General features: G+C 68.0%; 20 protein-coding genes and 1 pseudogene. 10 read left to right on the forward strand and 11 right to left on the reverse strand.

Translation table 11 applies throughout. The annotated features are described in order from the left end of the window. Nucleotides 1–439: 439 nt before the first annotated feature. From VV867_RS29910 to cydP, 7 genes are all read right to left on the reverse strand, one after another. Nucleotides 440–613, reverse strand: coding sequence for a hypothetical protein (locus VV867_RS29910; protein WP_158546448.1), 174 nt, complete (start codon nucleotides 611–613; stop codon nucleotides 440–442). A 63-nt stretch (nucleotides 614–676) separates the two neighbouring features. Beyond that, a complete protein-coding gene (locus VV867_RS29915; protein WP_328568346.1) occupies nucleotides 677–1,054 on the reverse strand; it encodes a hypothetical protein in 378 nt (125 codons plus the stop codon). 36 nt (nucleotides 1,055–1,090) lie between these two features. Next, nucleotides 1,091–1,390 (reverse strand): cyd operon YbgE family protein, encoded by a 300-nt coding sequence (locus tag VV867_RS29920; protein WP_328568347.1) that lies wholly within the window; start codon nucleotides 1,388–1,390, stop codon nucleotides 1,091–1,093. Beyond that, nucleotides 1,371–1,487 carry a cytochrome bd-I oxidase subunit CydX gene (cydX, locus tag VV867_RS29925; protein WP_089392208.1) on the reverse strand — a complete coding sequence of 39 codons (117 nt, stop codon included), beginning with the start codon at nucleotides 1,485–1,487 and terminating at the stop codon, nucleotides 1,371–1,373. Before cydX ends, VV867_RS29920 begins: the two co-directional genes overlap by 20 nt. Nucleotides 1,488–1,499: 12 nt before the next feature. Beyond that, nucleotides 1,500–2,636: a cytochrome d ubiquinol oxidase subunit II gene (gene cydB / locus VV867_RS29930; RefSeq protein WP_109936419.1), complete on the reverse strand. Its 1,137-nt coding sequence runs from the start codon at nucleotides 2,634–2,636 to the stop codon at nucleotides 1,500–1,502. 10 nt (nucleotides 2,637–2,646) lie between these two features. Continuing rightward, complete coding sequence (locus VV867_RS29935; protein WP_328568348.1) at nucleotides 2,647–4,221, reverse strand: cytochrome ubiquinol oxidase subunit I; 1,575 nt, start codon at nucleotides 4,219–4,221, stop codon at nucleotides 2,647–2,649. Next, entirely contained in the window at nucleotides 4,221–4,418 is a 198-nt protein-coding gene (gene cydP / locus VV867_RS29940; protein ID WP_256595973.1) for a cytochrome oxidase putative small subunit CydP, read from the reverse strand. The genes VV867_RS29935 and cydP overlap by 1 nt, the downstream gene beginning before the upstream one ends. 183 nt (nucleotides 4,419–4,601) lie before the next feature. On the opposite strand from cydP, the gene VV867_RS29945 reads away from it, so the two are divergent. Together VV867_RS29945 and VV867_RS29950 are read left to right on the forward strand one after the other, a co-directional pair. Continuing rightward, nucleotides 4,602–4,799, forward strand: coding sequence for a YgaP family membrane protein (locus VV867_RS29945; RefSeq protein WP_109936422.1), 198 nt, complete (start codon nucleotides 4,602–4,604; stop codon nucleotides 4,797–4,799). Between the two features lie 184 nt (nucleotides 4,800–4,983). Then, entirely contained in the window at nucleotides 4,984–5,217 is a 234-nt protein-coding gene (locus VV867_RS29950) for a metal-sensing transcriptional repressor (RefSeq protein WP_089392213.1), read from the forward strand. 44 nt (nucleotides 5,218–5,261) lie between these two features. Here VV867_RS29950 and VV867_RS29955 read toward each other — a convergent pair whose 3' ends face one another. The 3 genes from VV867_RS29955 to VV867_RS29965 form a co-directional block, all read right to left on the reverse strand. Continuing rightward, on the reverse strand, nucleotides 5,262–6,056 hold the full coding sequence (locus VV867_RS29955; protein ID WP_328568349.1) for a sulfite exporter TauE/SafE family protein: 795 nt from the start codon (nucleotides 6,054–6,056) through the stop codon (nucleotides 5,262–5,264). 10 nt (nucleotides 6,057–6,066) lie between these two features. Further along, the gene (locus VV867_RS29960; protein WP_328568350.1) at nucleotides 6,067–7,749 is read right to left on the reverse strand and encodes a TIGR01244 family sulfur transferase; all 1,683 of its coding nucleotides are present in this window, start codon (nucleotides 7,747–7,749) and stop codon (nucleotides 6,067–6,069) included. 83 nt (nucleotides 7,750–7,832) lie between these two features. Continuing rightward, on the reverse strand, nucleotides 7,833–8,771 hold the full coding sequence (locus tag VV867_RS29965; protein ID WP_328568351.1) for an MBL fold metallo-hydrolase: 939 nt from the start codon (nucleotides 8,769–8,771) through the stop codon (nucleotides 7,833–7,835). Nucleotides 8,772–8,918: 147 nt separating this feature from the next. Here VV867_RS29965 and VV867_RS29970 point away from each other — a divergent pair, with 147 nt between their 5' ends. Next, nucleotides 8,919–9,569, forward strand: coding sequence for a peroxiredoxin (locus VV867_RS29970; protein ID WP_244160936.1), 651 nt, complete (start codon nucleotides 8,919–8,921; stop codon nucleotides 9,567–9,569). Next, the gene (locus tag VV867_RS29975; protein ID WP_328568352.1) at nucleotides 9,566–9,964 is read left to right on the forward strand and encodes an ArsR/SmtB family transcription factor; all 399 of its coding nucleotides are present in this window, start codon (nucleotides 9,566–9,568) and stop codon (nucleotides 9,962–9,964) included. Before VV867_RS29970 ends, VV867_RS29975 begins: the two co-directional genes overlap by 4 nt. Nucleotides 9,965–10,072: 108 nt before the next feature. Here the strand turns inward: VV867_RS29975 and feaR are convergent, their stop codons facing one another. Further along, nucleotides 10,073–11,011: a transcriptional regulator FeaR gene (feaR, locus tag VV867_RS29980; RefSeq protein ID WP_328568353.1), complete on the reverse strand. Its 939-nt coding sequence runs from the start codon at nucleotides 11,009–11,011 to the stop codon at nucleotides 10,073–10,075. Nucleotides 11,012–11,238: 227 nt separating this feature from the next. On the opposite strand from feaR, the gene VV867_RS29985 reads away from it, so the two are divergent. From VV867_RS29985 to VV867_RS30010, 6 genes and pseudogenes are all read left to right on the forward strand, one after another. Then, nucleotides 11,239–12,657, forward strand: a complete 1,419-nt coding sequence (locus VV867_RS29985; RefSeq protein ID WP_328568354.1) for an APC family permease — start codon at nucleotides 11,239–11,241, stop codon at nucleotides 12,655–12,657. Between the two features lie 33 nt (nucleotides 12,658–12,690). Continuing rightward, complete coding sequence (locus tag VV867_RS29990) at nucleotides 12,691–13,992, forward strand: NAD(P)/FAD-dependent oxidoreductase (RefSeq protein WP_328568355.1); 1,302 nt, start codon at nucleotides 12,691–12,693, stop codon at nucleotides 13,990–13,992. A 75-nt stretch (nucleotides 13,993–14,067) separates the two neighbouring features. Then, nucleotides 14,068–14,457 (forward strand): YybH family protein, encoded by a 390-nt coding sequence (locus VV867_RS29995; protein ID WP_328568356.1) that lies wholly within the window; start codon nucleotides 14,068–14,070, stop codon nucleotides 14,455–14,457. Between the two features lie 50 nt (nucleotides 14,458–14,507). Then, on the forward strand, nucleotides 14,508–15,824 hold the full coding sequence (locus VV867_RS30000) for a hypothetical protein (RefSeq protein ID WP_328568357.1): 1,317 nt from the start codon (nucleotides 14,508–14,510) through the stop codon (nucleotides 15,822–15,824). 247 nt (nucleotides 15,825–16,071) lie between these two features. After that, nucleotides 16,072–17,019 carry a 3-carboxyethylcatechol 2,3-dioxygenase gene (mhpB, locus tag VV867_RS30005; protein ID WP_328568358.1) on the forward strand — a complete coding sequence of 316 codons (948 nt, stop codon included), beginning with the start codon at nucleotides 16,072–16,074 and terminating at the stop codon, nucleotides 17,017–17,019. 12 nt (nucleotides 17,020–17,031) lie between these two features. Continuing rightward, nucleotides 17,032–17,189: pseudogene (locus VV867_RS30010) on the forward strand (2-hydroxy-6-oxo-6-phenylhexa-2,4-dienoate hydrolase); the annotation flags it as partial.

The following is a 17,189-nucleotide window of genomic DNA, read 5'->3' on the forward strand; positions in this document are numbered from 1 at the left end:
GGCAACCTGTAGGAGCGGGCCCTGCCCGCGAAATCGCGCGCAGGGCGCGCTCCTACATGGGAATGGTGTCGGTGGGGTAGCGTAGGAGCGGATCTCATCCGCGAACCGCGCCGGAACCTCCGGCTATCGCGGACAAGGTCCGCTCCTACGACAGGCGGAACGACGGAGCCGGGGCCAGCGGCGGATAACGCCTGGAGCGTTATGCGCCCTACGGTGCGATGGGGGAGCGCCCGAGGGCGGGATAACCGGCCGGCGTCCTTGCCTGGCCCCCTCGGGCGCTCGGTTTCACTATGTTTCCGCCTGAGGCCCGGAGCGATTGACCGGGATCAATGCCTGCGGGCTGTTTCCGTGCGCAATGGCCGCACCGTTCAGTTGTCGTTCAGGTTTGGCGCTTCTTGCCCCGGGCCGGTGGGGCCATTCCCGCCAGGCCCTGGCAGGATCAGCTTCCTTGCACCCAGTCGCGGGGATCCTGGGAGAAGTAGTGCCTGTTCAGGTCCAGGGCGTCGTAGGCGGCGGGATCGGCGTCGCGCTTCTCCCGGGCCTTCTCCAGCTGGGCGCAGCCCGTGGAGAAGAGAATGGCGAGCAACGGAATGACGATGGAAAGGCTTTTCATGTGCGAACCTGCCAGGTCGGGTTGAACCGGAATATGGGGTTTGTGGTGCCGTCGGATGGCCCGCTAGCGTGGAGGGCCTTCCGTTGTGCAGATGCCGCTGCCCGCTGCCGGGGCGGTATGGAACCTCAGCCAGAAAGCCTCGCGGCACGTGGAGTCGAACGTCATGCGCCTGGGCTGCACCGCGGCGGCCGCAGGGCCGTCGCGAACGACCTCGTAGGTGATCCAGCACTCGGCGCACAGCAGGGTTTCATCCGGCGGGTAGTCGTCCCGTTCCAGCATGCGGCGGATGATCACGCCATCACTGAACTCGTAGGTGGAGATCGACTGCCGGACTTCGAAGCCATTCTCATGCCAGTGGGTGCTGGTGGTGCTTTCGCGGACGATCCGGGGCTGCGTCGAGGTAGCCAGGATCGCCGCTGCGTAGTGGGCCAGGTGGTGCATGGGCGTGGTTCTTTCGATGTGAAGGGAAGGGCGGCCTCAGCTCGTCCGCACGTAGAGCAGCAGGCCATAGCCCAGCAGCATCAGCGGCCAGGCCACGGCCGGCCCGAACAGCAGGGCCCACAGCCGGCCACGGGGGTCGAAGCCCACCCCGTGGACGAAGCCGCCGCTCACCCCGAGCATCACCAGCATCAGCAGACCATGGCTGTAGCCGCCGTGGGCATCGAGCATCAGCGCCGGGTGGATCAGCAGCACCAGCGCCAGCGGCGCCGCCAGGAGCAGCGAGGCGACGCGGCTCCAGCGGCGGCACAGGGCGCGTTCAGGACTGGCGGCTGTCATCGCTGTCCAGGTCCTGGGTGGTTTCCAGCCAGAGGGCGTTGATGATGCCGAAGCTGCAGGCCAGCAGCACACCGAGAATCCAGGTGAAGTACCACATGCTTGTCGCTCCTCAGTAGAGTCCGTGGGGGTTGGCGTCGATGTGCCCGCGGCTCAGCCGGCCCCACATGCGCACGTAGCCCCAGAGGGTGTAGCAGAGGATCAGCGGGACGAAGATGCAGGCCACGGCGAACATGATGCCGAGGGTCTTGTGGCTGGATACCGCGTCCCACAGGGTCAGGCTGGCCGCCGGGTTCTCGCTGGAGGGGAAGACGAAGGGGAACAGCGCGAAGCCGGCGGTGCAGAGCGTGCCGACGATGGCCAGGGCGCTGCCGAGGAAGGTCAGGCCGCCCTTGCCGCCGCTGGCGCTGGCCAGGGCGATGAGCCCGCCGAGGATGCCCAGCGCCGGGGCGAGCATCGTCAGCGGCTGGCGGTGGTAGTTGGCCAGCCAGCCGGCGTTGTCCAGCGTCACTGTCTTGTGCAGCGGGTTGAGCACCGCGTTGCCGTCCACCGCCGAGACCAGGCTGAAGCCGTGCATGCCCAGGCTGACCCAGAGCCCGGCGCCGATGAAGGCCGCCAGGTACGCCAGTGCGCACAATTGCGCGGCGCGGCGCGAGCGTTCGGCCAGCTCGCCGTCGGTGCGCAGCATCAGCCAGGCGCCGCCGTGCAGGCAGAGCATGCTCAGGCTGACCACCCCGGCGAGCAGGGCGAAGGGGTTGAGCAGGGCGAAGAAGCCGCCGTGGTAGGCCGGCCGCATCAGCTCGTCGAGGGTGAAGGGCAGGCCCTGGAACAGGTTGCCGAAGGCCACGCCGAACACCAGCGCCGGGACGAAGCCGCCGACGAACAGCGCCCAGTCCCAGGCCTTGCGCCAGCGCGGGTTCTCCAGCTTGCTGCGGTAGTCGAAGCCCACCGGCCGGCAGAACAGCGCGAACAGCACCAGCAGCATGGCCCAGTAGAGCCCGGAGAAGGCGGTGGCGTAGACCATCGGCCAGGCGGCGAAGAGGGCGCCGCCGGCGGTGATGAACCACACCTGGTTGCCGTCCCAGTGCGGGGCGATGGTGTTGATCGCCACGCGCCGCTCGTGGTCGTCCCGGGCGACGAAGGGCAGCAGCGCCATGGCGCCCATGTCGAAGCCGTCGGTGAGGGCGAAGCCGATCAGCAGCACGCCGATCAGCACCCACCAGGTGATCTTCAGGGTTTCGTAGTCCATGGCGGGCTCCTCAGGCGGTGGCCGGGCGCTGCGCGGCGCCCTGCTCGAAGTGGTAGCGGCCGGTGTGCAGGCTCGACGGGCCGAGGCGGGCGAACCTGATCATCAGGTACATCTCCACCACCAGCAGCAGGCTGTAGAAGGCGACCAGCGCGATCAGCGAGCCCCACAGGTCGTGGGTGCCCAGGCTGGAGGCGGACAGGTGCACCGGCAGCACCTCGCCGATGGACCACGGCTGGCGGCCGTGCTCGGCGACGTACCAGCCGGTCTGCGCGGCGATCCAGGGCAGCGGCAGGCTCAGCAGCGCCCACTTCAGCAGCCAGGGCTTGCGTTCCTCGTGCTTGCGCGCCGAGGCCCAGAAGGCGCAGGCGAACAGGGCGAGCATGAGGAAGCCGCAGGCGACCATGATGCGGAAGCTGAAGAACAGCGTGAGCACGTCGGGGATGGTGTCCAGGGTGGCCAGGCGGATCTGCTCGTCGCTCGCGTCGACCACCTTGTCGGTGTATTTCTTCAGCAGCAGGCCGTAGCCCAGGTCCAGCTTGACTGCATTGAAGGCGGCCAGGGTGGCCTCGGAGGTATCGCCGCCGCGCAGCTTCTCCAGCAGCGCATAGGCCGTCATGCCGTTGCGGATGCGCGCCTCGTGCTGCACCAGCAGGTCCTTGATGCCGGTGACCTCCTTGTCCAGCGAACGGGTGGCGATGATGCCCAGCGCATAAGGGATCTTGATCGCGTAGTGGGTGCGCATCTGCTCCTGGTCGGGGATGCCGAACAGGGTGAAGCCGGCCGGCGCCTGCTCGGTGTTCCACTCGGCCTCGATGGCGGCCAGCTTGGTCTTCTGCACGTCGCCGATCTCGTAGCCGGATTCGTCGCCGAGGATGATCACCGAGAGGATCGAGGCCAGGCCGAAGGCCGAGGCGATGGCGAAGGAGCGGCGGGCGAAGCCCTGGTCGCGCTTCTTCAGCAGGTAGTAGCTGGAGATCGCCAGGACGAAGATGGCGCCGGTCACGTAGCCGGCGGCCACGGTATGGACGAACTTGACCTGGGCCACCGGGTTGAACAGCAGGGCGCCGAAGTCGGTGAGTTCCATGCGCATGGTCTGGAAGTTGAATTCCGCGCCCACCGGGTTCTGCATCCAGCCGTTGGCGATCAGGATCCACAGCGCCGAGAGGTTCGAGCCCAGGGCCACCAGCCAGGTCACGCTCAGGTGCTGGACCTTCGACAGGCGATCCCAGCCGAAGAAGAACAGGCCGATGAAGGTGGACTCGAGGAAGAAGGCCATCAGCCCCTCGATGGCCAGCGGCGCGCCGAAGATGTCGCCGACGTAGTGGGAGTAGTAGGCCCAGTTGGTGCCGAACTGGAACTCCATGGTCAGCCCGGTGGTGACGCCGAGGGCGAAGTTGATGCCGAACAGCTTGCCCCAGAACTGCGTCATGTCCTTGTACACCTGCTTGCCGGTCATCACGTAGACCGACTCCATGATCGCCAGCAGGAAGGCGAGGCCCAGCGTCAATGGGACGAACAGGAAGTGGTACATCGCCGTCATGGCGAACTGCAGGCGTGACAGGTCGACTACGGCTTCGGAAATCATCACGGGGACTCCTTGGCGGGGGTGGATGTGGGCGCGGGGGTGCCCAGCAGGTGCGCGCTGACCTGCCGTTCGCCCTCGACGGGAAGGGTGGGGTGGTCGAACCAGATGGCCTTGATGGCCAGGAGCAGGGCCAGCTTGATCAGCACGATGGCCGCCAGTTCCCTGACCAGCTTCGGGGAGCGGATTGACGCACTCACTTGTGCACCTCTGGAGCGGCTGCTGTAATACCCCATAGGGTATTTCAGAAATGCCCTTCCAATGAGATGGCAGATTGACGCAGCAGGGGTGCCAGGCATCGCCCTGGACCTGGTCCGGCAAGCCGCGCCACTCATGTTCACCGTGCCGGATGACCCGCGCGGGAGCTGACCAAGGAGATCGTCATGAAAACGAATGTCGGGACTGTCGACCGCGCTGTGCGCATCATCGTGGGGCTGCTGCTGATCGGGCTGAGCCTCGCCGGCGTGATCGGCTGGTGGGGGTGGATCGGCGTAGTGCCGCTGGCCACCGGCATCTTCCGTTTCTGCCCGGCCTACCCGCTGCTGGGCATCAGTACCTGCAAGGCCTGCAAGCGAGCCTGACGCAGGGCACGGGCCATGCCCGGCGGCTTCCCCGTCGCCGGGCTGGCTGTGCCCGGCGAACAGCGCTACCCTCACGTCCGGGCGCCGGGTTGCCAGGGATGGAAACCGCATGGGGCCGTCACCTCGGGATGCGCGTTGGAAGGTACACGTGAGTAGAAAAACCGATATCACCCCCCAGGAAGCGATGCTCAACCGCCTGGCCCGGATCGAGGGCCAGGTGCGCGGGTTGCAGGCCATGATCCGCCGGGGCGAGGAGTGCGAGACCATCGCGCTGCAGTTCCGCGCGGCGCGCAAGGCCCTGGACAAGGCCTACCAGGAGCTGCTCGCCTGCCTGCTGGAAGAGGCCTTCGACGACCGCGAGCAGGACCCGGCGCAGACGTTGCAGCGGGTCCGGGCGATCTTCACGAAGTACACCTGAAGGCGGCGCCTGCTCGCCCTGGCGCGTGCCTGGCGAATGTCCTTTCATATGACGCCCAGCGCCCCCAGGCTGCGGTAGAGCATGTACAGCGCGGTGGCGCCGATCAGGCTCGCGGACACCAGGTTCAGGGTGCCCTGGCTGCGTGACAGGCGCGTCGCCAGCCAGGCGCCGCACAGCCCGCCGGCCACCCCGCCGCCGATGAAGACCACCGCCAGCGGCCAGTCCACCAGGCCCGAGCGTGCGTAGTTGAATGCGGTGGTCAGGCCGAAGGCGGTCACCGCCACCAGCGAGCTGCCCACGGCGAAGAGGATCGGCATGCGCGTGGCGGCCATCAGGCCGGGGACGATGAGGAAGCCGCCGCCGATGCCGAAGAACCCCGACAGGGCGCCGGCCAGGCCGCCGAACGCCGCCAGCCGCGGGGCGTTGCCGCGGCCCAGCGCCACCGCGGCGTCCCCCTCGCTGGCGCGCCCGCGCAGCATCAGCGCCGCCACCACCAGCATCAGCAGGGCGAACAGCACCAGCAGCTTCTGGCCGTCGAAGGCCTTGCCCAGGGACGAGCCGAAGAAGGCGCCGACCATCCCGACCAGCGCGAACACCGAGGCGCAGGGCCACTTCACGTTGCCCCGGCGGGCATGGTTGAGCAGGTTGGCGGCGGCGTTGGCGGCCACCGCCAGGGCGCTGGTGCCGATGGCGACGTGGGGGTTGTCGACGCCGACCAGGTAGACCATCAGCGGCACGGCCAGGATCGAGCCGCCCCCGCCGACCAGGCCGAGGGTGAAGCCCACCAGCGATCCGGCGGCGGCGCCGAGCAGGTACTGCAACAGGCTGAGGGTCGGCATCTTGGCCTCCTCAGGCGGACTGTTCGGCGTTGCGCCGGCCGGGCGCGCAGAGCCACTCGCGGCCCTTGAGCATGGCGTTCCAGTAGATGCCCGGCAGCGCCTCGGACTTCAGGTGCCAGGCCAGGCGCGACGGCTTGCGGCCGTCGAGCAGCCAGCGCGGGAAGGTGGGTAGCAGCTTGCCGCCGTAGCCGAACTCGGCGAGCACGATCTTGCCGCGCTCCACGGTCAGCGGACAGGAGCCGTAGCCGTCGTAGGCCGCCGTCAGGGGCTGGCCGTCGAGGCAGGCGAGGGCGTTCTGCGCCACCACCGGCGCCTGCTTGCGTGCCGCCGCGGCGGTCTTGGCGTTGGGCGCGGCGCTGGCGTCGCCGAGGGCGAAGACGTTGGCGAAGCGCGCATGGCGCAGGGTGGTCGGGTCGACGTCGATCCAGCCTGCGTCGCCGGCCAGCGGGCTGCTGCGGATGAAGTCCGGGGCGGTCTGCGGCGGGCACACGTGGAGCATGTCGAACTCGCGCACTTCCTCGTGGCGCTGGCCGTCGGCATCGGTGCGGGCGAAGGTGGCGGTGCGCGCCGGGCCGTCGACGGCCGCCAGGGTCGAGCCGAAGTTGAGCTGGGCGCGGTAGCGCTCGACGTACTCCATCAGCGCCGGCACGTAGTCCGCCACGCCGAACAGCGCGGCGCCGGCGGTGTGGAACTGGATGTCGATGCCGTCCAGACGGCCGCCGCGCAGCCAGTGGTCGGCGGACAGGTACATGGCCTTCTGCGGCGCGCCGGCGCACTTGATCGGCATCGGCGGCTGGGTGAAGAGCGCGCGGCCGCGGTGCAGGCCGCGCACCAGCTGCCAGGTGTAGGGCGCGAGGTCGAAGCGGTAGTTGGAGGTCACGCCGTTGCGCCCGAGGGTCTCGGCCAGGCCGGGGATGGCGTTCCAGTCCAGCTTCAGGCCGGGCGCCAGGACCAGCACGCGGTACCTCAGGCTGGCGCCGTTGGCCAGGATCACCCGGTCGTCCTGGGGCGCGAAGGCCGCCGCGGCGGAGCGTTCCCAGGCCACGCAGTCGGGAATCAGCGCCGCCATCGGGCGCACCGTGCGGTCGGGGGTGAAGACGCCGGCGCCGACCATGGTCCAGCCCGGCTGGTAGTAGTGCTCCGTGGCCGGCTCGACCATGCAGATGCTCAGGTTCTGGCGGCGCTTGAGCAGGCTGGCGCAGGTGGCCAGGCCGGCGGCGCCGGCGCCGATCACCACCAGGTCGTAGAGGGGCTCGCCGCGTGCCGGGCGCGGGCCGGCGGCCGCCTGCAGGCGCGGGCGCAGCTGGCCGAGGTCGAAGCCGGCCCTGGCGGCGCGGGCGAGTATGTCGTCCAGGGGCCGTTGCCCCGCCTGGGACAGCGCCCAGAGAGTGGCCGAGCGGGTGCCGGTGCGGCAGTAGGCGAGCGTCGGGCCGCTCTGGCCGGCGAGGGCGGCGACGAAGGCGCGCACGTCGGCGTCCCCGATGGCGCCGCTGATCACCGGCAGGTAGACGAAGGCGAGGCCCTGGTCGGCGGCGGCCGCGGCCATGGCCCGGCTGTCCGGCTGGCCGTCGGCCTCGCCGTCGGGGCGGTTGCAGATCAGGCTGCGGATGCCGGCGGCGGCCAGGGCGGGAAGGTCTTCGGGGTTCAGTTGCGGGGCGACGCAAAGGCCATCGTCCAGGGGCAGACGTTGCATGGCGGATTCCTCTTCTTCTTTCGGCGGCGCAAGGCAAGGGGAGGGCGGCGGGACAGCGGCCGTCATGGCCCGCCGTCGGCGGCTCAAAGCAGGTTCAGCGGCAGCTTGAGGTAGCGCACGCCGTTGTCTTCCGGCTCCGGCAGGTGGCCGCCGCGCATGTTCACCTGCACCGAGGGCAGCATCAGGCGCGGCATCGGCAGGGTGGCGTCGCGGGCGTCGCGCATGGCGACGAACTCGGCTTCGCTCACGCCGTCGTGGACATGGACGTTGCCGGCGCGCTGCGCGCCGATGCTGGTTTCCCAGGCGTAGTGGTCGCGGCCCGGGGCCTTGTAGTCGTGGCAGAGGAATACCCGCGTGCGCCCCGGCAGGCCGAGCAGCCGGCGGATGGAGCGGAACAGCGTGGCGCTGTCGCCGCCGGGGAAGTCGCAGCGCGCGGTGCCGTAGTCGGGCATGAACAGGGTGTCGCCGGGGAATACCGCGTCGCCGATCACGTAGGCCATGCAGGCCGGGGTATGCCCGGGCACGTGCAGGGCGATGGCCTGCAGGTTGCCGATGCGGAAACTTTCGCCATCCGCGAAAAGATGATCGAACTGGCTGCCGTCGCGGGCGAAGGCGCTGCCGGCGTTGAAGATCTTGCCGAAGGTCTGCTGCACCCGGGTGATGCGTTCGCCGATGGCCAGCCGGCCACCCAGGCGCTCCTGCAGCAGCGGCGCGGCGGACAGGTGGTCGGCATGGGCGTGGGTCTCCAGCAGCCAGGCCACCCGCAGGTCGTTGGCCTGGATGAACGCCATCAGGCCCTCGGCCGATTCCTGGTGGGTGCGGCCGCTAGCCTGGTCGAAGTCGAGCACGCTGTCGACGATGGCGCAGGCGTTGCTGGCTGGGTCGCACACCACATGGCTGACGGTGAAGGTGGCTTCGTCGAAGAAGGAGGTGACCTGCGGGGCGAGGGCGCGGCCGGCGGCGGCGTCGTCGACCAATGCGCTGGCGGCGGCCAGGGCGGCATCGGCATGGTGGGCGGACATGGGGGACGTCTCCTGCGGCGTTGACCTGAATCATGCTTACACTATTTCTTTAATAGTGCAATTATGAAAACGTCGAAGTGTCGGCGTCGACGCTACCGGGCCGGGGCGGTAGCATGACGGCCTGTTCAGCCGAGGATCTGGATCACCGTGGAAGCCAATGCCTGTGCCGCTCCCTCCATGCCGCCGCTGCGCCAGAACGACCGTGCGCCGGAGTTCCGCGCCCGCACCACCCGTGGCGACGTTGCCCTGAGCGACTACCGCGGCCGCTGGCTGCTGCTGTTCTCCCACCCGGCGGACTTCACCCCGGTGTGCACCAGCGAGTTCATTGCCTTCGCCCGTGCCAAGCCGCGCTTCGACGAACTGGGCTGCGAGCTGCTGGCCCTGTCGGTGGACGGCCTCTACTCGCACCTGGCGTGGATACGCGACATCCACGAGCGCTTCGGCGTGGCCATCGACTTCCCGATCATCGAGGACCCCTCCATGGCCATCGCCCGCGGCTACGGCATGGTCGCCCCCGATGCGGTGGACAGCTCGACCACCCGGGTCAGCTACGTGATCGACCCGGAGGGCATCATCCGCGCCCTGAGCTGGTACCCGATGAACGTCGGCCGCTCGGTGGAGGAACTGCTGCGCCTGGTCGCCGCGCTGCAGGCCACCGACCGGCACGCCGCCTCCACGCCGGAGGGCTGGCAGCCCGGCGGCGCGCTGCTGGAGCCGGTGGCCCTGGATGCGCACGAGGCGTTGCAGGTCGAACCCGGCCCGGACGAAACCTGGTACTACCGCTGGAAGAAACCATGAAAATCCCGGCCGACGAGGGCCTGGAAGCCCTGAAGGCGCGCGCCAACGACGCCGCCGAGCTGCTGCGCCTGCTGGCCAACCCGACGCGCCTGCTGCTGCTCTGCCAGATCGCCCGCGGCGAGTGCTCCGTGGCGGAACTGGAGCGCGACCTCGGCCTGCGCCAGCCCGGCCTGTCGCAGCAACTGGCGGAGTTGCGGCAGAACCAGCTGGTGAAGACCCGCCGCGAATCCCGCTCGATCTACTACAGCCTGGCCGACGCCCGCGTGCAGGTGCTGCTGGAAGCACTGCACGAGGCGCTGTGCGGCGACCCGCAGCTGCAGCAGGCGACCAGGCCCCCCGCCAGGATGGCGCCGGCGCCCGGGGAGAGCGCGCGTTTCGCCCGGATCGAGCGCTAGGTCAGCGGCCGGCGGGCGTTCGAGGGGCTGCCGCCGGCTCGTGGCACTGCGGCGTCTTCCGCCGTCTTCAGCAGGGCTTCCGTTGCCTTGGGTGGGCGAGGGCAGTGCCTATCGAGCGGTTCGGTATTCGCGGGGCGAAAGGCCGAAGTGGGCCTTGAACGAACGGGAAAAGTGACTGAAATCCTTGAAGCCCCGGGCAAAGGCGATGCTGCTGATCTTCTGCTCGCTCTCGCGTATGGCTTTTGCGCACGACTGTAGGCGGCGATCCAGGATATAGCGTCCAACCGTCGTCTCCATCTGGGCGAAAAGCCGGTGCAGGTTGCGCAGCGAAGTTCCTATCGAGCTGGCGATCTGTTCGGGACACAAGGCCTCGTCGGCGATGTGCCGCTCGATGAAGGACTTGGCCTTGAGCAGCAACGGGCCGTCGGACTGCGCGCCTTGCCCGCCCTGCCCGAGGGCCGGCCGGAGCAGCGCGAGTATCGCCTCGCGCATGGCCGCTGCTTCATCGAGGCGAAGCAGGGGGTTGGAAAAGAGCTGGCCGACGAGCATGCCGCCCATCGCCCCCAGGGGAGACGTGGAGCCGATGCGCTGGTTGAGCAGGATCTGCCCTTCCCTGAAGCGCTGGAGCACCTGGCTGCGCGGCAGGATCACCGAGAACTGGTCGCTCAGGCCTTCGAAGTAGAAGTCGCAGGGCTGCGTGATGTCGAGCAGCACGAGGTCTCCACTTCTGAGCCGGGTCTGCGAGTCGGACTGGCACATCAGCGCTTCGCCCCCTGCCTGCATGACCAGGTAGAAGAAGTCCTTGTCGTCGTGGCGAATGTCCCGCCGGGAGCGGTGGACGTGCCGGCAGTTGCTGGTGATGCGCGCGCCCTGGAGCGCGCTGGGGTCCGGCGTGACGGCGGTTACCGCGCCGCGGAAGGAAGCGATGCCGGCATCGGCCGGGGGTTCGACGTGGAAGGTGCCGCAGTTGGACGAGAGGTCGCCGTGCCAGGCTTCGAAGCCTTGGCGGCCCTGGAACACGCTGGCGTGGTCGAGAGGATGATTCATCGCTTCACCTCCGCTACCGGATTGCACCGGACTTCTTGTTATACCCGCTCCGCCGGAGCGGCCGGGGGGCAGGCTAATTTACTAACATGTTAATGGTTGTTTCAAGGATTCCCCGGGCAATTGCCGGTTGGCACGCCAAGCCATGCGATGTGCGCGCTGAGCAATGTCGTCGATCTGCGCGGGAGCGTTAAATGGAGGCTCCTCTACAACCTGCGCGGAGTCCTTCCGTGAACGACAATAACGATAATCAGCACTTGCAGAAAACCCTCCGCTGGACGGACGCCTTCGCGCTGTCGATGGCGGTATCCGGGTCCATATTCGCTTCCTTCGGATTCGCCCTGGGCGTCCTCGGCCCCGTTGGCGCTCTGTTGCTCTGGGTGGGTTCCGCCGCCATCGGGGCGTGCCAGAACTGGATCTTCCTCGAGGTCTGCGCGATGTTCCCGGACAAGCCCGGCGGCATCGCCATGATCGCCACCGAGGGCTGGCGCCGCCGCTGCGTCCTGGTCGGTCCCCTGGCCTCTTTCGGCTATTGGCTCGGGTGGTCGGCCGTCCTCTCCATCGTCAGCGTCAGTGCCGGCGCCCTGATCCAGGCCCAATGGTTCGCCGGGCAGAACTGGACGCTTGCGCTGGGGCCTCTGAACATAGGGTTCGCGCAGTGCGTCGGTGCCGGCCTGCTGCTGCTCTTCTGGCAATTCAACCGCCTTGGCGTGCACATGGCCGCCGCCGTGTCCAGGTACATGGGCGTGCTGTTGCTGGTGCCGATTCTGGTCCTCGCCGTCTCCCCGCTGTTCGGCGATGGCTGGAGTCTCGAACGCTTCCGGGATGAACTGGCGCAACCCGTGGCATGGAGCTGGGGCACCTTGCGCACGGCGCTGGTCTGGCTGTTCCTGGTCAGCTGGAGCGCCTATGGCACCGAGATGTGCGCGGCCTTCGGCCCGGAGTACCGCAGCCAGCGGGACATGCGCCTGGCGCTGCTGACCTCCGGGGGCTATACGGTGGCCGTCTTCGCCGCCGTGGCTTTCGGGCTGGGGGGGATGGTCGGCCGGGAGGAGGCCATGGCCAACCCGAGCGGCTTCTACATCCAGGCGTTCAATGGCGTTCTTGGCAGCGGCTTCAGTGGCTTCTTCGTGGCCACCTTGCTGGTCGGGCTCTTCATGGGGCTCAACGCGGCCCTGGCGGACGGCTCCCGGGCGCTGTACGGCATGGCGCTCGAGGGGCTCACCATCCGGCAGCTGGGTGTGCTCAACAAGCACCAGGTGCCGGGGCGTTGCATGAGCGTCGCGGTCGTTCTCAACCTGGGCATGATCTTCCTGCTGTCGTCGCCCCTGGCGATGCTGGTCACCGCGAACATCGGTTACCTCGTGGCGATTTTCTTCGCCTTGACCGGCTTCATCCTCCTGCGCAAGGACGCCCCCGATGCACCGCGGCCCGTGCGCCTGGGGCGCGGCTGGGTGCCCGTGGCCTGGCTCCTCGGCATCTTTACCGGCCTGGTCGTACTGGTCGGGGCCGCCTCGGCGGAACTGGCAGGCTACGGCGGCCTGCGCGAGGTGGCCACCGGCATCGGGATTCTGTTGCTGTCGCTGGTGCTCTTCGCCCTGCGCCGATGGCAGGACCGGTTGCCTTCCCGAACCGCGCTACCCCGTTGACCCGATCCGAAACCCCAAGAACAAGGTGACCCCATGCTGTCTGTCGAAACGCCCACGACCTACTACACCGCTACCCGTAAATACGACCTCAGGTTTCCCGACCTGGAACAGGACCTGGAGGCCGAGGTGGTGGTCATCGGCGGTGGTTTTTCCGGCGTCAATACCGCCCTGGAGCTGGCCGAGCGAGGGGTGACGGATGTCGTTCTGCTGGAGGCGCGCTACCTGGGCTTCGGGGGTTCGGGGCGCAACGGCGGACACGTGATGGCCGGTATCGGCCATGACCTGGAGAAGATCCGCCGGAGCGTCGGCGAGTCGGGGTTGCAGGCCATCTTCGAGATCAGCGACCTGGGTTCGAGCATCATCAGGTCGCGGATCGAGAAGTACGCAATCGATGCCGATTTTCGCCACGGCTATGGATACCTCGGGTTCAACGCCCGCCAGGGAAAACTGCTGCAGGCATGGGAAAAGGAGTTCCGCCAGCTCAACCCCGACCAGGAGATCGCCTACCTGGAAGGCAACGCGGTCAGGGACATCGTTGGCTCCGATATCTACAGCTGCGCCCTCAAGCACATGGGCAATGGCCACATACATTCGCTGAACATGCTGCTGGGGTCGGCGAAGGCGCTGGTGGGCCTGGGTGGGCGCATCTTCGAAAACACGCCGGTGCTGGAGGTGACCTACGGGGACACTATCCACGTGCGTACGGCGAAAGGTTCGGTAAGGGCGAAGAAGATCCTCTGGTCCTGCGGCGCATTCCTCGACCGCCTGGAGCCCGAATTGCACCGGACCATGATCAGCACCTATGCCTTCCAGCTGGTGACCGAGCCGCTGCCGGTGTCGCTCATCGAGCAGATCAGCCCTATCCGTGGCGCATTCAGCGACATCCGGCCGGTCATCGAGTACTACCGCGTGACCAACGAGAACCGGCTGCTCTTCGGTTCGGCCACCCGCGCGCTGGAGTACATCCCCAACGACCTGAAGGCCTGGAACCGCAACCTGATGCTGAAGGTTTTCCCCTACCTCGAGCATGTGAAGATCGACCTGGCCTGGGGTGGCCCGATGGAGTGCACGGCGAACCTGTTCCCGCAGATCGGGACCTTGCCGGGCCGCCCCAACGCCTTCTTCGTGCAGGGCTACTCCGGCTTCGGGGTGACGCCCAGCCACGTGGTGAGCCGGGTGGTCGCCGAGGGCATGACTAGCGGTTCCCGTCACTGGGACGTGATGAGTTCCATCCCGCGCACGCGCATCTACGCCAAGGACAACCTGCGCAACCTGATCTGCACCCTGGGCAAGGTCTGCCACCAGCTCGCGGGATACGGCAACGGCCGGCGCTGACACGCCGGCCCCATCCAACCGGCCTCGACGAGGCCTCATTTTCTCTCCACTCAATTCGACCAAGAGGATTCGAAGATGGCTTCTGCTGCCTTGAAATCAGCCCTGCGAGAGCGCCTGGACGTACTGCAGGCATTGTGGATGCGTCGAGATGCCAAGGGCATCGTCGATGCGCTCTATACCCAGACCACCGAGATCGCCGGCCCGGGAAACGAGCCCCTGGTCCAGGGCCCCGAAGAACTGGCCGGGCTCGTCAGGGCCCTCGTCGACGGCTCCCGCGGCGCGGCCATCCGGCTCGATCGCATCCATGCCCTCGGTGGTGCCGCGGCCTACACCTGGGTGACCTGGAGCGTACTGCCCCTGGATGGCGAGGCCTTCTCGATGAAGAGCCTCTTCGTCTGGGTGCTGACCGACAGCGGCTGGCGCATCGCGGCGGACATGTACGCCGAAGGTGAAATTCCCGCCTGACCTCCCGCGGCCTCGTCGCGAGGCCGCTTCCTTGCTCGAAGAGACCTCCGATGCGCAAACAAAAACTCAAGGCATCCCTTCCTCTGCTGTTGTCGTTGTCGGGCGGGGTGGATGCCGCGGTGCTCTACCAGGACGCCGAGACGGAAATCGATGCGAAGCTGCAGGGCGCCGTGGGTGCTTTCCACAGCCGCGAGAGCTACGCCCAGAGCGGAACCCGGGACGAGGGAAGCAGCCGTTGGCAGGAGGCGACGCTGCAGTACGGAATCGACTTCAGGCAGCGCAAGCCCGTGGCGGGCGAGCTTTACGGAGCACTCGACTGGGTCACGAGCGCCACCTTCGGCGACGGCGATGCGGCGGGCTGGACCACGGGGGACGAGCGGACCACCAAGATCGAGAATGCCTACCTGGGCTGGCGCTCCATGGATGCCCTGTCCCCGCTTGGCGAGAACGCCCTGGACGTCTCCGCGGGAAGGCAGACGGTGGTCGTGGGCGATGGCTTCCTCATCGCCGGCGATGCCCTGAACCTGGGGCGTGGCTTGCTGGACGGCAAGCTGGACCGCGGGGGCGCCTACTACCTCACCGGCCGCAAGGCGTTCGATAGGACGGCCATCCTGCGCTGGGGCGGGGAGCAGGGGCTGCGGGGCGACCTGATGTGGCTGGAGTCGGACAACCCCGCGCAGGCCAAGCCCGAGCTGGGGGTGGCCACGCTCGAACAGGTCGCCGACGAAGGGACGGTGGGATTGACCCTCATCAAGGTGCTGGACACCGATCGCGAGCTGGGCGAACTCCTTTACCCGGAACGCAGGGGGATGAAGGTGGGCAGCCTGCGGGGGCAGGGCAACCTGGGGGTTCCCAACCTGTTCCTCGCCGCGGAACGAGCCTGGGAAGACAAGCGTGGCGGGGACGAAAGCGCCTGGTACCTGGAGGCGGGCTGGACGTTCGCCGAGCTGCCGGGAAAACCCAGCATCAATTATCGCTACAGCCGCTTTTCGGAAGGCTACGATCCGCTTTTCTACGGCAATGGGCGGGCGTTGGGCACCTGGTTCCAGGGCGAGGTCGCCTCGAACTACGCAGGGCCTTTCAATACCAACACGGCCGTTCATCACCTGGGCTTGAAGGCCTCCGTCACGGACGGCCTGAACCTCGGGGCGCTCGTTTACGCCTTCGACACGCTCGACCGCTCGCTGGGCAACCGGGACGGGCGGGAGCTCGACATCTACGCCGAATGGACCCTCGACCCGCACTGGACGCTGCTGCCCCTGCTGGGCTGGTACAAGCCCCGGCAGAGCGCGTCCGGAGGCGGCACGCAACTGGGGAACGACAGAACCAACCTGTACGCCCAGCTCCTGGCGGTCTGGTCCTACTGACAGAGGGCAGGTCGCCGGTATGGCAGGCAGCGAAGCAGGGGCGCTGTGTGCCGTACCGGCGCCGCGCAGGGTTTCTGCGCTATCGGGATAAGCCCTTCCGCCAGGGGAGCGTGGGGCGGCGGCTTTCTTCCTATGATCTCGACGAGTCGCCGAGCTACCCGTAGCTGCGTTGGCTGCTTGCCGTGTCCATGGAGTGCCTGCCCTTGAATACCCCGATGACCCAGATTCCCTGCCGTAGGTGCTGGCGATGAGCGCCTACCTCCAATGCCTTTCGCATTCGCCGCTGATCGGGCACGTGGACCCCGCGCCGGAAGTGCTGCAGGAGGTCGCCGACGTGGTGGGCATGGCGCGCGACCGGATTGCGGCGTTCGCGCCGGAGCTGGTGGTGCTGTTCGCGCCGGACCACTACAACGGCTTCTTCTACGATGTCATGCCATCTTTCTGCATCGGTGTCGCCGCCCATGCCATTGGCGATTTCGGCACGCTGAGCGGCACCCTCTCGGTGCCCAGGGCACTGGCCGAGTCCTGTGCCGGCGAAGTGCTCAAGGCCGGCGTCGACGCGGCGGTTTCCTACCGCATGCAGGTCGACCACGGCTTTGCCGAGCCGCTGGAGCAATTGCTCGGCGGGCTCGACCGCTATCCGGTGATTCCCGTCTTCATCAATTCGGTGGCGCCGCCGCTGCCCGGGTTCCAACGTGCCCGCCTGCTGGGCGAGGCCATCGGCCGTTTCGCCCGTTCCACCGGCAAGCGTGTGCTGTTCCTCGGCTCCGGCGGGTTGTCGCACCAGCCGCCGGTGCCGGAGTTGGCCAAGGTCGACGCGCGCATGGCCGACCGCCTGATGGGCAGCGGGCGGAACCTGCCCGCCGACGAAAGGGAAGCGCGGCAGCAGCGGGTGATCCAGGCGGCGCGGCGTTTCGTCGAGGACCCCGGTTCCCTGCATCCGCTCAACCCCGAATGGGACCAGCAGTTCCTCGACATCCTCGCCCAGAACCGCCTGGGCGAGCTGGATGCCCTGGGCAACGATCAGTTGTCGGCCATCGCCGGCCGCTCGACCCATGAGGTGAAAACCTGGGTGGCCGCCTTTGCCGCGCTCTCCGCCTTTGGCGCCTACCGCGTACATGACCGGTACTACCGGCCGATTCCCGAGTGGATCGCCGGTTTTGGCGCGCTTGGCGCCGAACCTGAACCGAACTGAAGGATGCCGCCGATGACCACGACGAACAGGGCGCCGAACGACGCCGACAGCAGCCGCTTCGCCCGCATCCGCGAAGGCGACCTGGACCTGCAGCTGCACTACAACGACCTGGGCGAGGGCGCCGAGACCGTGGTGATGCTCCACGGCTCCGGCCCCGGCGCCAGCGGCTG

Origin of the sequence: Pseudomonas sp. JH-2 (assembly GCF_036231725.1) — a bacterium.
In the GTDB taxonomy this organism is placed as follows: domain Bacteria; phylum Pseudomonadota; class Gammaproteobacteria; order Pseudomonadales; family Pseudomonadaceae; genus Pseudomonas; species Pseudomonas delhiensis.

Coding starts and splice junctions, on each gene's coding strand:
- VV867_RS29910 (WP_158546448.1), bottom strand. CDS start 613: ATGAAAAGCCTTTCCATCGTCATTCCGTTGCTCGCCATTCTCTTCTCC.
- VV867_RS29915 (WP_328568346.1), bottom strand. CDS start 1,054: ATGCACCACCTGGCCCACTACGCAGCGGCGATCCTGGCTACCTCGACG.
- VV867_RS29920 (WP_328568347.1), bottom strand. CDS start 1,390: ATGACAGCCGCCAGTCCTGAACGCGCCCTGTGCCGCCGCTGGAGCCGC.
- cydX (WP_089392208.1), bottom strand. CDS start 1,487: ATGTGGTACTTCACCTGGATTCTCGGTGTGCTGCTGGCCTGCAGCTTC.
- cydB (WP_109936419.1), bottom strand. CDS start 2,636: ATGGACTACGAAACCCTGAAGATCACCTGGTGGGTGCTGATCGGCGTG.
- VV867_RS29935 (WP_328568348.1), bottom strand. CDS start 4,221: ATGATTTCCGAAGCCGTAGTCGACCTGTCACGCCTGCAGTTCGCCATG.
- VV867_RS29945 (WP_109936422.1), top strand. CDS start 4,602: ATGAAAACGAATGTCGGGACTGTCGACCGCGCTGTGCGCATCATCGTG.
- VV867_RS29950 (WP_089392213.1), top strand. CDS start 4,984: ATGCTCAACCGCCTGGCCCGGATCGAGGGCCAGGTGCGCGGGTTGCAG.
- VV867_RS29955 (WP_328568349.1), bottom strand. CDS start 6,056: ATGCCGACCCTCAGCCTGTTGCAGTACCTGCTCGGCGCCGCCGCCGGA.
- VV867_RS29960 (WP_328568350.1), bottom strand. CDS start 7,749: ATGCAACGTCTGCCCCTGGACGATGGCCTTTGCGTCGCCCCGCAACTG.
- VV867_RS29965 (WP_328568351.1), bottom strand. CDS start 8,771: ATGTCCGCCCACCATGCCGATGCCGCCCTGGCCGCCGCCAGCGCATTG.
- VV867_RS29975 (WP_328568352.1), top strand. CDS start 9,566: ATGAAAATCCCGGCCGACGAGGGCCTGGAAGCCCTGAAGGCGCGCGCC.
- feaR (WP_328568353.1), bottom strand. CDS start 11,011: ATGAATCATCCTCTCGACCACGCCAGCGTGTTCCAGGGCCGCCAAGGC.
- VV867_RS29990 (WP_328568355.1), top strand. CDS start 12,691: ATGCTGTCTGTCGAAACGCCCACGACCTACTACACCGCTACCCGTAAA.
- VV867_RS29995 (WP_328568356.1), top strand. CDS start 14,068: ATGGCTTCTGCTGCCTTGAAATCAGCCCTGCGAGAGCGCCTGGACGTA.
- VV867_RS30000 (WP_328568357.1), top strand. CDS start 14,508: ATGCGCAAACAAAAACTCAAGGCATCCCTTCCTCTGCTGTTGTCGTTG.
- mhpB (WP_328568358.1), top strand. CDS start 16,072: ATGAGCGCCTACCTCCAATGCCTTTCGCATTCGCCGCTGATCGGGCAC.